Annotated in this window: 9 protein-coding genes; 2 read left to right on the plus strand and 7 right to left on the minus strand. The window is 67.3% G+C overall.

Going from position 1 to position 13,272, the window contains the following annotated elements; all coding sequences use genetic code 11:
- Positions 1 to 54 precede the first annotated feature (54 nt).
- Positions 55 to 1,869 (minus strand): aspartate--tRNA ligase, encoded by a 1,815-nt coding sequence (gene aspS / locus BM140_RS00300; RefSeq protein ID WP_091940822.1) that lies wholly within the window; start codon positions 1,867 to 1,869, stop codon positions 55 to 57.
- 206 nt (positions 1,870 to 2,075) lie between these two features.
- Between aspS and BM140_RS00305 the strand changes: the two genes are divergently transcribed.
- Both BM140_RS00305 and BM140_RS00310 read left to right on the plus strand, forming a co-directional pair.
- Positions 2,076 to 3,467: a 3' terminal RNA ribose 2'-O-methyltransferase Hen1 gene (locus BM140_RS00305; protein WP_091940824.1), complete on the plus strand. Its 1,392-nt coding sequence runs from the start codon at positions 2,076 to 2,078 to the stop codon at positions 3,465 to 3,467.
- Complete coding sequence (locus BM140_RS00310; RefSeq protein WP_091940826.1) at positions 3,464 to 6,055, plus strand: polynucleotide kinase-phosphatase; 2,592 nt, start codon at positions 3,464 to 3,466, stop codon at positions 6,053 to 6,055. Before BM140_RS00305 ends, BM140_RS00310 begins: the two co-directional genes overlap by 4 nt.
- Positions 6,056 to 6,068: 13 nt before the next feature.
- Here BM140_RS00310 and BM140_RS00315 read toward each other — a convergent pair whose 3' ends face one another.
- From BM140_RS00315 to BM140_RS00340, 6 genes are all read right to left on the minus strand, one after another.
- Complete coding sequence (locus tag BM140_RS00315; protein ID WP_091940829.1) at positions 6,069 to 7,154, minus strand: ABC transporter permease; 1,086 nt, start codon at positions 7,152 to 7,154, stop codon at positions 6,069 to 6,071.
- The gene (locus BM140_RS00320; protein ID WP_091940831.1) at positions 7,151 to 8,071 is read right to left on the minus strand and encodes an ABC transporter permease; all 921 of its coding nucleotides are present in this window, start codon (positions 8,069 to 8,071) and stop codon (positions 7,151 to 7,153) included. Before BM140_RS00320 ends, BM140_RS00315 begins: the two co-directional genes overlap by 4 nt.
- On the minus strand, positions 8,068 to 9,663 hold the full coding sequence (locus BM140_RS00325; protein ID WP_091940833.1) for a peptide ABC transporter substrate-binding protein: 1,596 nt from the start codon (positions 9,661 to 9,663) through the stop codon (positions 8,068 to 8,070). Before BM140_RS00325 ends, BM140_RS00320 begins: the two co-directional genes overlap by 4 nt.
- 7 nt (positions 9,664 to 9,670) lie before the next feature.
- Entirely contained in the window at positions 9,671 to 10,108 is a 438-nt protein-coding gene (locus BM140_RS00330; RefSeq protein WP_091940835.1) for a GlcG/HbpS family heme-binding protein, read from the minus strand.
- Positions 10,109 to 10,229: 121 nt separating this feature from the next.
- Entirely contained in the window at positions 10,230 to 12,329 is a 2,100-nt protein-coding gene (locus BM140_RS25305) for a tetratricopeptide repeat protein (RefSeq protein ID WP_131803709.1), read from the minus strand.
- 463 nt (positions 12,330 to 12,792) lie between these two features.
- Positions 12,793 to 13,245, minus strand: coding sequence for an OsmC family protein (locus BM140_RS00340; RefSeq protein WP_091940840.1), 453 nt, complete (start codon positions 13,243 to 13,245; stop codon positions 12,793 to 12,795).
- Between the last annotated feature and the right edge of the window lie 27 nt (positions 13,246 to 13,272).

Genomic DNA, 13,272 nt, shown 5'->3' on the forward strand with positions numbered 1-13,272 from the left:
CCTCGCTCCGCGAGGCACCCTCCCCCGCGGAGGGGGGAGGGTTGGCGGGGCTGCTCACCCCTTCTTCTCGGGCAGGTTCAGCCGGATGTGCAGCTCGCGCAGCTGCTTGGGCGTCACCTCGGCGGGCGCGCCCATCATCAGATCCTCGGCGCGCTGGTTCATCGGGTAGAGCACGACCTCGCGGATGTTCGGCTCCTCGCACAGCAGCATCACGATGCGGTCGACACCCGGCGCGATGCCGCCGTGCGGCGGGGCGCCCAGCCGCAGGGCGTTCAGCATGCCGCCGAATTTTTCTTCGAGCACATCATTGCCGTAACCGGCGATGGCGAAGGCCTTCTCCATCACGTCGGGGCGGTGGTTCCGGATCGCGCCCGAGGACAGCTCGATGCCGTTGCAGACGATGTCGTACTGGAACGCCTTGATCCCGAGGATCTTTTCGGAGTCCGCGTCGCCGAGCGCCAGGAAATCCTCGCGCTCGAAATTGGGCATCGAGAAGGGGTTGTGGGAGAAGTCGATGCGCTTCTCGTCCTCGTTCCACTCGTACATCGGGAAGTCGACGACCCAGCAGAACGCGAACTGGTCCTTGTCGGACAGCCCCAACTCGTCGCCGATGCGGATGCGCGCCTTGCCGGCGAGCCCGGCCGCCTTGGCCTCGGTGCCGGCAGCGAAGAACACCGCGTCGCCCGCCTTGGCGCCGGCCTTCTGGGCGATGCGGGCCTGGATGTCGGCGGGGATGAACTTGGCGATCGGCCCCTTGCCGGTGAGCGCCCCGCCCTCCTCCTCGAACACGATGTAGCCGAGCCCCGGCGCGCCTTCCGAGCGAGCCCAGTCGTTGAGCTTGTCGAAGAACGAGCGCGGCTGGCTCCCCGCCCCCGTGGCGGGGATGGCGCGCACGACGCCGCCCGACTTGATCACGCCCTTGAACGCCTTGAACTCGACCGCGTCCTCGCCGAACTCGGCGGTGACGTCGGCGATGATCAGCGGGTTGCGGAGATCCGGCTTGTCGACGCCGTATTTCAGCATCGCGTCGGCATAGGTGATGCGCGGGAATTCCTTGGTGACGCGCTTGCCGCCCGCGAACTCCTCGAACACGCCGCGCAGCACCGGCTCGACCGCCTGGAACACGTCCTCCTGCGTGACGAAGCTCATCTCGATGTCGAGCTGGTAGAACTCGCCCGGGGAGCGGTCCGCCCGCGCATCTTCATCGCGAAAACAGGGGGCGATCTGGAAGTAGCGGTCGAAGCCCGCGATCATCGTGAGCTGCTTGAACTGCTGCGGCGCCTGCGGCAGCGCGTAGAACTTTCCGGGATGGACGCGGGACGGGACCAGATAGTCGCGCGCGCCTTCGGGGCTCGAGGCCGTGAGAATCGGCGTCTGAAATTCGAAAAAGCCGCCCTCGCGCATGCGGCGGCGGAGCGAATCGATGATCGCGCCGCGCTTCATGATGTTGGCGTGCAGCTTCTCGCGGCGCAGATCGAGGAAGCGGTACTTGAGCCGCGTCTCCTCCGGGTATTCCTGGTCGCCGAAGACCTGGAGCGGCAGTTCGCCCGCCGGACCCAGCACTTCGAGGTCGTCGATATAGACCTCGACGGCGCCCGTCGGCAGCTCGGCGTTCTCGGTGCCGGCGGGCCGCGTGCGCACGCGGCCGTCGATGCGGATCACCCACTCGGAGCGGGCGGTCTCGGCGGCCTTGAACGCCTTGGAATCGGTGTCGATCACGCACTGCGTCAGGCCGTAATGGTCGCGCAGGTCGATGAAGAGCACGCCGCCATGGTCGCGGATGCGGTGGCACCAGCCGGACAGGCGGACGGTGCCGCCGACGTCGGACGGGCGAAGCGCCCCGCAGGTGTGGGTACGGTAACGGTGCATGGCGGGCTCTTGAGAATGAGGCCGGCACCATTCACGGGGAGGGGGGGAAGTCAAGGATGGGAGGCCGGCGGCGGCGGCAATTGGCCTGCGCGGCGCCGATCCGTCGGGCCGGCGCCGACGGCAGGACCGGGGGCGGAAGACGGCTCGCCGCGCGGGACGGGACACGCTAGACGGGCATCTCCGAACGGATACCCCGGCGCCTGCCCATGCTCCTCTCCGTCGCCACGACCCACCGGCCCGCCACCGATCTCGGCTTCCTGCTGCACAAGAATCCGGCGCGGGTGCACGAACTCGATCTCGGCTTCGGGCAGGCGGTGATGTTCTACCCCGAGGCGAGCGCGGAGCGTTGCGAGTTCGCCCTCACCCTCGACATCGATCCGGTCGCGCTGGTTCGCGGTCGCCAGGGCGGCGGCGACGGCCCGCTCGACCAGTACGTGAACGACCGGCCTTATGCGGCCTCCTCGTTCCTGAGCGTGGCGCTCGCCCGCGGCATCCGCGAGGCCCTGGCGGGGCGCAGCCGCGAGCGGCAGGATCTGGCCGACACGGCGATCCCCCTGGTCGCGCGGGTCGCGCCGCTGCCGGTAAGGGGGGCGAGCGAACTCGTCGAGCGCCTGTTCGGGCCCCTCGGTTACGCGGTCGAGATCACGCCCCATCCGCTCGATCCGGCCCGGCCGGATTGGGGCACGGCGCCCTACGTGTCGCTGCGGCTCTCCGGCATCGCCCGGCTCGCCGACCTGCTGACCCATCTCTACGTGCTGATGCCGGTCCTCGACGACCGGAAGCACTACTTCGTCGGCGACGACGAGTTGGAGAAGCTGCTGGCCCGCGGCGAGGGCTGGCTCGCCGCCCATCCCGAGCGCGACCTGATCGTGGCGCGCTTCCTCAAGCGGCGCGGCTTCCTCGTCCGGTCGGCGCTGGCCCGGCTCGTCCCGGACGAGGCCGAGCCCGAGGAGCGGCTCGATCCCGCGCGGGCGGAAGCCGCCGAGACCGCCCTGGAACGGCCCCAGCGCCTCCACGAGCGGCGGCTCGACCGGGTGGCCGCGCTGATCGCCAAGGCGGGGGCGGGGCGGGTGCTCGATCTCGGCTGCGGCGACGGCAAGCTCGTCGCGCGGCTGATCCGCGACCCCGCCGTCACCGAGATCGTCGGGGTCGAGGTGTCGAGCCAGGAACTCGCCCGCGCCGACGCCCGGTTCTCCGACCTGCCCGAGCTCCAGAAGCGCAAGCTGAAGCTGTTGCAGGGCTCGCTCATCTATCGCGACACCCGCCTGCGCGGCTTCGATGCCGCCGCCCTGGTCGAGGTGATCGAGCATTTCGAGCCCGATCGGCTCCCGCATCTCGAACGCGCCCTGTTCGGCGACGCACGCCCCAGGACGCTGATCGTCACCACGCCGAACCGCGACCATAACGAATTGTTCGAGGGCCTGCCGGCGGGCGCGTTCCGGCACCCGGACCACCGCTTCGAATGGAGCCGCCGGGAATTCGAGGTCTGGGGGAGGCGCGTCGCGGCGGAACACGGCTACGCCGTCCGCTTCGAGGGCGTCGGCGACGCGCATTCCGTGCACGGAGCGCCCGGCCAGATCGCGGTGTTCACCCGATGAGCGCCGGCCCCACCTCCGCGGACGGGCGCCGGATCGCCGTCCCCGAATTCGCGATGATCGTCCTGATCGGGGCGTCCGGCTCGGGCAAGTCCAGCTTCGCGCGCCGCCATTTCCGGCCGACCGAGATCCTCTCGTCGGACATCTGCCGCGGGCTCGTCTGCGACGACGAGAACGATCAGGCGGCGACGCCCGACGCCTTCGCGCTGCTTCAGACGATCCTGGAACTGCGCCTCAAGGGCCGCCGCCTCGCGGTGATCGACGCCACCAACGTCCGGCCGGAAGATCGCCGGAAGCTCGTCGAGGTCGCGCGCCGCTTCCACGCCCTCAGCGTCGCCATCGTCCTCGATCCCGGCGAGGAGATCTGCCGCGCCCGCAACGCCGAGCGGCCGGACCGGGCCTTCGGCCCGCACGTGGTCCGCAACCAGATGGCGGCGCTTCGGCGCGGCCTGCGGGGCCTGGCCCGGGAGGGCTTCCGGCAGGTCCACCATCTCGGCTCGCCGGCCGAGATCGACGGGGCCGAGATCACCCGCCAGCGGCTCTGGACCGACCGGCGCGACGAGGCCGGTCCGTTCGACATCGTCGGCGACGTGCATGGCTGCGCCGACGAGCTGGAGGCGCTGCTGACGCGGCTCGGCTACGGCATCGAGCGCCGGGAGGAAGACGGGGAGCCCCGCTACCGCGTCACGCCGCCGCCGGGGCGCAAGGCCGTGTTCGTGGGCGACCTCGTGGACCGCGGTCCCCGCGTCGCCGACAGCCTGCGGATCGCCATGGACATGGTCGAGGACGGCGTCGCGCTCTGCGTCCTCGGCAACCACGAGGCCAAGGTCGAGAAGTGGCTCGACGGGCGCAACGTGAAGGTGGCGCACGGGCTGCAGGCCACCATCGACGACCTCGCCCGCCAGAGCGACGCGTTCCGGGCGCGGGCGAAGGGCTTCATCGGCGGCCTCGTCAGCCATTACCTGCTCGACGGCGGCCGGCTCGCCGTCGCCCATGCGGGCATCAAGGAGGAGATGCAGGGCCGCGCCTCGGGCGCGATCCGCGGCTTCTGCCTGTTCGGCGAGACGACCGGCGAGACCGACGAGTTCGGCCTGCCCGTCCGGCACGAATGGGCGGCCGAGTATCGGGGGCCTGCGCGGGTCGTCTACGGCCACACACCGGTGGTCGAGCCGGCCTGGCTCAACAACACCCTGTGCGTCGATACGGGCTGCGTGTTCGGCGGGCGCCTCACGGCCCTGCGCTACCCCGAGATGGAGACCGTCTCGGTTCCGGCCGCGCGGGTCCATGCCGAGCCGGTCCGGCCCCTCGGCCCGGCTCCCACCGGTGGGACGAGCCCGCAGGCCGAGGCCGACGATCTGCTCGACCTCGCCGACGTGTCGGGCAAGCGCATCGTCACCACGCGCCTCTTACCCTCCGTGACGATCCGCGAGGAGAACAACGCGGCGGCGCTCGAAGTGATGAGCCGCTTCGCCATCGACCCGAAATGGCTGATCTACCTGCCGCCGACCATGTCGCCCTGCGAGACCTCGGCGGAGGCGGGGTATCTGGAGCATCCGCGCGAGGCCTTCGCCTACTACCGGCGCGAGGGCCTCCGCACGGTCGTCGCCCAGGAAAAGCATATGGGCTCGCGCGCCCTCATGGTGGTCTGCCGGGACGCGGACACGGCCCGCGCCCGCTTCGGCGTGGGGAGCGGCGAGATCGGCGCCGTCACGACGCGCTCGGGCCGCGCCTTCTTCACCGATCCGGCGCAACGCGACGCCGTCCTGGGGCGTGCCCGCGACGCCCTCGTCGCGACCGGCGCCTTCGACGAGCTCGGATCGGATTGGGTGCTGCTCGACGCCGAGATCATGCCCTGGTCGGCCAAGGCGCAGGCGCTCATCGCCACGCAATACGGCCCGACCGGCGCGGCGGCCCGGATCGGGCTGGCGGCGGCGCAGGAGGCCCTGGCCCGCGCCGCGGGAGGCGGCCTGCAGCTCGAAGCGCTGGCAAGGAAGACCGCCGAACGGCTCGCCGCCGCGGAGGCCTTCTCGGCGGTGGTGCGCGGCTATGCCTGGCCGGTGGCCGGGATCGACGACCTGAAGATCGCCCCCTTCCACCTGCTCGCGAGCGAGGGGCAGGTCCACAGCGACAAGCCCCATACCTGGCATGGGGAACGGCTCGCCCCTCTGGCCGGGGCCGATCCGCTGTTCAAGGCGACCCGCGTGCTCGGGATCGACCTCGATAGCGAGGCGGAGGTCGAGCGCGGCATTCAATGGTGGCTCGACCTCACGGCGGAAGGCGGCGAGGGGATGGTGGTCAAGCCCGAGGCGTTCCTGGCGCGCGGCCGGCGCGGGATCACGCAGCCGGCCATCAAGTGCCGCGGCCGGGAATACCTGCGCCTCATCTACGGCCCGGACTACGACCGGCCGGAGCATCTCGACCGGCTGCGCCAGCGCGGCCTCGGCGCCAAGCGCTCGCTGGCCTTCCGCGAATTCGCCCTCGGCCTCGAAGCCCTCGACCGCTTCGTCGCCCGCGCGCCGCTGCGGCGGGTCCACGAATGCGTGTTCGGCGTGCTGGCCCTCGAATCGGAGCCGGTCGACCCGCGGCTGTGAGCGCACCCCGCGGTCACAGCCGCGGGTCGAGCGCGTCCGACAGGCCGTCGCCGAGGCGGTTGAGCGCCATGAGGGTCACGACGAGGAAGCCCGCGGGCGCCGCCAGCATCCAGGGCGCGGCCTCCAGGGCGCGGGCGCCTTCGGCGATCAGCACGCCCCAACTGGTCGCCGGCTCCTGCACACCGAGGCCGAGGAAGGACAGAAAACTCTCGAGGATAATCACCCGCGGCACCAGCAGGGTCGCGGCGGCGATGATCGGCCCCAGCGTGTTGGGCACGGCGTGGCGCACCAGCACCGCCCCGGTGCTCGAACCGAGGGCATAGGCCGCGCGAAAAAAGTCGCGGCTTCTGAGGCTCAGCGTCTGGGTGCGGACGATGCGGGCCATGTCGAGCCATTCGACCGCGGCGACCGCCACCAGCACGAGCCACAGGCCGGCGCGGAAGAACACGAGCAGCACGATGACGAAGAACACGAACGGCAGGGCGTAGAGGATGTCGACGACCCGCATCATCAGCGCGTCGAGCCCGCCGCCGACGAGGCCGGAGACCGCACCGTAAGCCACGCCCAGCGACAGGGCGACGAGGGTCGCGACGAGGCCGATCAGCAGCGAGACCCGGCCCGCCACGAGGCAGCGGGTGAGGAGGTCGCGCCCGAGCATGTCGGTGCCGAGGACGAAGTGGAGCCGTCGCACGGGCGCCTCGACCACCAGCCTCCGGCCGTCGGGCGAGCGCTCCACGATGGTCGCGGGCCCGAACAGGTCGGAGCGGGGCAGGAGGACGAGGTTGCGCGGGTCGATGGGTTTGGGTGCGGTGAGCGTCAGGCGGACGGTCTCGCCCTCCCGGCGCATCTCTTCGAGGGTGACGCGCATGCGCTGGGCGAGGCGGTCGAGGGCCGGGCGGATTTCGTCGGGCGTCGGATGGGCGGACAGGCTCGGGGGCGTGCGGACGAAATCGGGATAGATCCGCTCCGGCGCGTGTCCGGTGAGGAACGGGCCGATCAGGCAGGCGAGCGCGATGCCGGCCAGCGCGATCAGCGCCGCCACGGCGCCGCGGTCGCGGGCGAGGCGTCGGCGGGCCAGCGCGGTGAGCGAAGCGCTCATGCCGCCCTCATGCGCGGGTCGAGCCATGCGGCGATGAGGTCGGCGATGAGGTTGAAGGCCAGCACCAGCACGGCCACCAACACCACCGTGCCCATCACCAGCGTGTAGTCGCGGTTCAAGGCGCCATCGACGAAGTAGCGGCCGATGCCGGGCAGGCCGAAGATGGTCTCGACCACGACCGAGCCGGTCATCAGCCCGGCGGCGAGCGGCCCCAGCATCGCCACGACCGGCAGCAGCGCACCGCGCAGGGCATGGCGGGCGACGCGGGCGCGCGAAAACCCCATGGCGCGCTGCGTCCGGATGTGGGGCTGCACCAGCACCTCGGCGAGCGCGGCGCGGGTGAGCCGGGCGATGCCGGCGGCGTGGGGCAACGCCAGCGTGATCACCGGCAGAACGAGATTCTGCGGGGCGCCTCCGCCCCAGCCGCCGACGGGGAGCCACGCGAGCCCGAGGCCGAAGCCGATCTGGAGGAGCGGCGCGATCACGAAGTTCGGCACCGCGAGCCCGAGCGAGGCGACGAGCCCGACGAGCCGGTCGGCGAGCCCGCCGCGGCGGAGGGCGGCGAGGCTGCCGAGCACGAGACCGACGCTCAGCGCCAGCACGAGGGCGAGTGCCCCGAGGGTCGCCGAGACCGGCAGGCCGCGGGCGAACAGGTCGGCCACGGTGAGGTCACGGAAGGTGAAGGACGGGCCGAGATCGCCCCGCGCGAGTCCGGCGAGGTAGCGAACGAACTGAACGGGGAGCGGCGCGTCGAGGCCGTAGAGCCGGCGCAGGTTCTCCATGGCGGCGGGCGGCAGCGGGCGCTCCAGATCGAACGGTCCGCCGGGGGCGAGCCGGATCAGGAAGAAGCTGCCGGCGACGACGAGGAACAGTGTCGGCAGGCTTTGCGCCAGCCGGCGCAGGAGGAGGGCGGTCACGGATCGAGCCGGAGGTAGCGGGTGGGGGCGACGTTGCGGATGTTCTCGTGGACGCCGTGCAGGCGCGGCGCGATCAGCGCCTTCGAGCGGTAATGCAGCACCGGAATCCAGGGCAGCTCATCGAGCACGATGGCCTCCGCCTCGAACAGCATCCGGGCGCGTCGGCCCACGTCGCGCTCCTGGGCCGCCGCGGCGAGAAGCCCATCGAATCGAGCGTTCGACCAGCGCCCGGCATTGAACCCATCGTTGCCGGTGCGGAGCAAAAACAGAAAATTCTGCGGGTCGGAATAGTCGGCGATCCAGGACATCCGGGCGAGATCGAAATCGCCGCCGTCGCGCAGGTAGGCGAAATGGGTCTTGGCGTCGGTGGCGACGAAGCGCGTGGTCACGCCGATGCCGCGCCAGACGTCGGCGAGCGCGATGGCGGTGTTGCGGTTGTTGTCGGTGACGTTGAAGCGGTACTCGACGTTCAACGGGTTCTTCGGCCCGAATCCGGCCTCGGCGAGGAGGCGTAGCGCCTGCTCCTCGCGGTCGATCGGCCCGTCGTCGCGGCCGGGCAGGAGCGGGGAGGGCAGCGCGTTGTCGAGGCCCGGCGGGCAGAAGGAGTAAGCCGGCGCCATGGTCTCGCCCCAGACGGCAGCCGCGATGAACTCCCGGTCGATGGCGAGCGAGAGGGCGCGGCGCACCCGCGGGTCGTCGAAGGGTTTCTTGCGCGTGTTGATCCCGATGGCCATGAGGCCGAGCCCCGGCCCGAGCCGCACCTGCGCGCCGAACCGTGCTTTCAGCGAGGCGATCTGGTCGGCGGGGAGGTCGGCGAGCGAATCGATCTCGCCGGCTGCATAGCGGCGCACGGCGGCTGCGAGGTCGGGGGTCGGTATGAAGTCGACTTGTCCGATCGGGATCGCGCCCGCATCGCGGTGGTGCGGGTTCTTCTTCAAGCTGATGCGGTCGTTGGGCACCCAGTCGATCAGGGCGTAGGGGCCGTTGGTGACGGCGCGGCCCGGGCGGGTGAAGCCGTCGCCCCACTGTGCGAGCGAAGGGCGGTGGACCGGAAGCGCGGTCTGATGCGTGAGGAGTTCGAGCAGGTAAGGCACCGGCTCGGCCAGCCCGATCTCGACGGTGGCGGGATCGGGGGCGGCGACGCCGAGCGTCTCGGGCGGCGCCTGCCCGGCATTGACGGCGGCCGCACCGCGAATCGGAAACAGCACCTCGGCGTATTTGGCGCCGGTCTTCGGATCGAGGATGCGGCGCAGGGAGAACACGAAGTCGTCGGCCGTGACCGGGTCGCCGTTCGACCAGCGCCCGTCGGGGCGCAGGGTAAAGCGGTAGGTCAGGCGGTCGTCGGAGACGCTCCAGCGCTCGGCGGCACCGGGAATGATGGTGCCGAAATTGTCGTAGGTAAGCAGGCCCTCGTAGAGGTCGCGCAGGATATGCGCCTCGGCCACCGTCGAGGTCTTGTGCGGGTCGAGCGTCTCCGGGTCGGCGTCGTTGCCGCGACGGTAGACGGGGGCGCCCGCCGCGCGTGCGGGCCACACGAGGCCGGCGGCGAGCGCCGCACCTCCCTGCAGCCAGCGGCGGCGGTTGGCGTGCATTTTGGCGTCAGGCGCCGGTCTCGGCGACGAGTCCCGCCGCCTCGATCCCGGCGAGCGCGCAGATCTCGTCGTTGTCCGAGGTGTCGCCGGAGATGCCGACGGCGCCGAGCAGGCGGCCTTGCGCGTCACGGACCAGCACGCCGCCGGGCACCGGCACCAGGGCGTCGGGGCCGACGAGATGGCTCACCGCGGCGACGAAGTGGGGCTGCTCCTCCGCCCGCTTGGCGATGGCGCGCGAGCCGAGGCCGAGCGCCAGCGCCCCGTTGGCCTTGCCGCGGGCGATCTCGGCCCGGCGCAGCGAGGTGCCGTCCTCGGCAGCCAGGCACTTGAGAGCGCCGCGGGCATCGTAGACCACGACCGCGAGCGGCTTCAGGTTCCGTTCGCGGGCGGTCCGCAGGGCGGTCGTCACGAGGGTCTGGGCGGCGGCGAGCGTTAGGTCGGTCATCGGCACATCCTTTCGAGCGTCACGATAGAGGGATCGTACGAGTTCCGGCTTCGCTCCGATCTGCCAAGGCCCGTCCCGGGGGTAAATCAGACGGGCCGGGTGGTATCAGGCGTCCTATCGGTCAAGCCTTCACGTCGGCACGGGCCGCTCGAAGGAGGGCCTGCCCTTCGTCATCCGCTCCGCTGGCAAGGTCGCACTCGATGAGTTCGAGCGCCAAATCCGGCCGGATCCTGTCGGCATTTAGAAACGACCCGAAACGCATCCCCAGCGCCGCCCTTGGAAGCACGCCCTGAAGCAGGGCCGCGCCGGCGACCGTGCAATGCGGCACCAACTCATAGTACATCCCGATGAGTTCCGGGTTTTCCGACTTTTGGGTGACGAGATCGAACGCATCGCAGTATCTTTTCATGGCCCAGGGGTCGCCCAGGGCGAACTGATCACCAATCGCAAGATCGGGCAGGCTGGCGAAGTAGGATGCGGCCATTTCCGTGAAGATGTCTTGAGAAAGACGGCTGGCCTCTGCCATATCGAAGATGGCATTCTTTTCGAGAGATGTGATCGCCCGGTCCGGCCGAATTCTGATATACGCATCATAGTCGTCGTACCCGGAAGCAATCCTGAAACCTTCTTTGATCTTATAATACATTTTCCAAGAATTGCTCTTACCCTCAAAATCCTCATCCGGCTCTATCACGACGATTTTAGCATCATAGAAATCGCGCAGTTCGGCATCGTCGGCAAAGTTGGAATTCCTAAAAAATGATGTCAGGTTCGCAAATTTTTCATGGAGATACGGAGTTCCTCTCTCGCGAGCCACCGAGGCATAGGCACGCGCGAGACGATCCTCGAAACATCGATTGGCATTGTGCTCGGTTGGCAAATTGACGCCGATTTTTTTCCAAGTATGCACGAAAAAATCAAGTTCAATTCCACTGTTATCATTCAACATTTTCCAAGTTGCAAATGCCGACCGGTACCCTCGGAGCTGTCCCGAGACGGACACCGCGATCTTCTTGATCTTTTTGCCGCTGAAATGAATTTTTTTCGAAAGCATCGATTCGAAGGTCGGCGCATGGACTTTCGCCGGATCAACGATGCTGTCGCGGTCAGCCTTCAGCTGATTAAAAAGATCAACATCAAGCGCAAGAGCTATCTTCAAAAATGCGACAAACTGAGCAGTATTCAAACCCTGTCCGGAGCTTGAGATACGCGTCACGAACGCGCGGAAGACGGTCCTGTACCTAGTGATCAAGCCGGGATACGTATTCGTCTGAAAGACATACTGCAATATTTTACTATCAGGAATTTCCGTAATATGCTTCAGCACAAGCTCCAGCTCATGATCTTCAATTCCCTGACCTAACAAGGCTAGAACAGAAATCTGTATGAGGTTGATCTCTTGATAAGATCTATATTGCGCAATTCGATCAAGAAAGGGCTGAACTCGCTCCGGATACTCTCGCGAAGCCGGCCCCATATAACGCGTAATTTCCGGGGCATTATTCGCCCAATCGACGGTCGGCTGATTGAGAAATAGTTCGACCACGCCTTGCTCGACGGCATACGGGATATCACGAATAAAGACTTCCCACAGCTTTCTATAGTTTTCGGCAGAGACGACATCAGGTCGCCAAATCGCCAAAAGCCGTGCGTGATCGCCCTTGCGCATGACTGCGTAAGTATATTTCATATATAAATGTGTGTCATTCGGAAATTCATCGCAAGAATTTCTACATATTTCGAGCAATTCATCTATTTCTAAATTTTCATCTAACAACTCGATTAATTTATAAACTGGCCAAACCGTTTCGGGAAATCGACTTACAACAAGCTTCCAGCGCGCGATCGCCTCTTCTCTTCCATGCTGCGATAGCCCAAGATCCGCAAATTGATAGTGCAACCAAACGATATCTTGAAATCGCTCGACTGCGATTTTTGACACCTCATCGGCAATCGCGACGCGTTCGAGCTTGATGCATTCATCGATATAACGATGATATGCGATCGCGAGATCGGGGTGCGCTTGAATCAGCTCGGCCCAAAACGTCCTGGCTCCGTCGTGGTCGCCGACCGCCGCCAGCAGTTCGCCTCTTTTAATTGAAATCCATGGATTCTTGGGATAGGCAAACAAAGCTAGTTCTATAGCATCTTCGGCAGCGGAAAAGCTTTTTTCACACAGAAACGCATCGATTTCAGAGAGATACTCACTAATAGCCTTCACGTCTCGTCTCCTCTCTCGATCATGCGCCACATCGACATCGATACTTGAGAAAATTATGCGCTTCTCAATTGAAAATAACGATCTCAAAACATGAATCAAATCGACATATCAAGAATAACAGCTGAAATGTCGAGCAGAGCGCCACATTGGCGGAACAGAAAACGCGTCGATGCAGAAGATCAAACAGCACCGCAATCTTGAGGACCGGCACCGAGCCCCTCACGACTCCCCGATCGCCCGCATGTTTCACCGGCCAACGGCAGCGCAACCTGAATTTCCCGAGAAACACGCAGCTGAGCAGCACATAAACGGAGCGCAATGGAAAAGCGACACCACTTGTGCGTGATAGTTTTGAGGATGGTTCGGAAGCCTCCGGCGGCTCGACGCTGCGAACGCCTTGAGCGGCGGGGACACAGGGTAGGGCCTGAGGAAATGCGGCAGGGGGCACCGTCCCACCGAGCCGTCAGGCGACGATCACCTCCGCCCGCACCGAGTTCGCGATGAAGCAGACCGCGTGCGCCTCCGCGTGCAAGGCCGCAAGCCGGGCGGCATCCGGGGCGTCCCCGGTCCAGTCGATGGCGGGGTGGAGCACCACCCGCGTCACCGCCTGCCGTCCGGGCGCGATCTCGGCCATCGTGCCCTCGGCCCGGTCGCGGTAGCCGCTGATGCCGAACCCGGCGAGGCGGGCAACGTGGAGGAAGCTCAGCATGTGGCAGGCAGAGAGCGCGGCCACCAGCATCTCCTCGGGGTCGATGGCCGCCGGGTCGGCCCATTTCCCGACCACGTGGAGCGAGGCCGAGCCCGCGACCTCGATCCCGCCGTCGAAACGAAGAACGTGGCCGCGGCCGTAGCGGCCGGCGGCAAAATCCTCGCCCTCGCGCAACGACCAATCGACCTCCGCGACGTAGCCTGCCATCCGTCCCGCCTTCCCTCTCATCCCGAA

The sequence above is a fragment of the Methylorubrum salsuginis genome, assembly GCF_900114375.1.
Taxonomy (GTDB): Bacteria; Pseudomonadota; Alphaproteobacteria; order Rhizobiales; family Beijerinckiaceae; genus Methylobacterium; species Methylobacterium salsuginis.

Coding starts and splice junctions, on each gene's coding strand:
- aspS (WP_091940822.1), bottom strand. CDS start 1,869: ATGCACCGTTACCGTACCCACACCTGCGGGGCGCTTCGCCCGTCCGAC.
- BM140_RS00305 (WP_091940824.1), top strand. CDS start 2,076: ATGCTCCTCTCCGTCGCCACGACCCACCGGCCCGCCACCGATCTCGGC.
- BM140_RS00310 (WP_091940826.1), top strand. CDS start 3,464: ATGAGCGCCGGCCCCACCTCCGCGGACGGGCGCCGGATCGCCGTCCCC.
- BM140_RS00315 (WP_091940829.1), bottom strand. CDS start 7,154: ATGAGCGCTTCGCTCACCGCGCTGGCCCGCCGACGCCTCGCCCGCGAC.
- BM140_RS00325 (WP_091940833.1), bottom strand. CDS start 9,663: ATGCACGCCAACCGCCGCCGCTGGCTGCAGGGAGGTGCGGCGCTCGCC.
- BM140_RS00330 (WP_091940835.1), bottom strand. CDS start 10,108: ATGACCGACCTAACGCTCGCCGCCGCCCAGACCCTCGTGACGACCGCC.
- BM140_RS00340 (WP_091940840.1), bottom strand. CDS start 13,245: ATGGCAGGCTACGTCGCGGAGGTCGATTGGTCGTTGCGCGAGGGCGAG.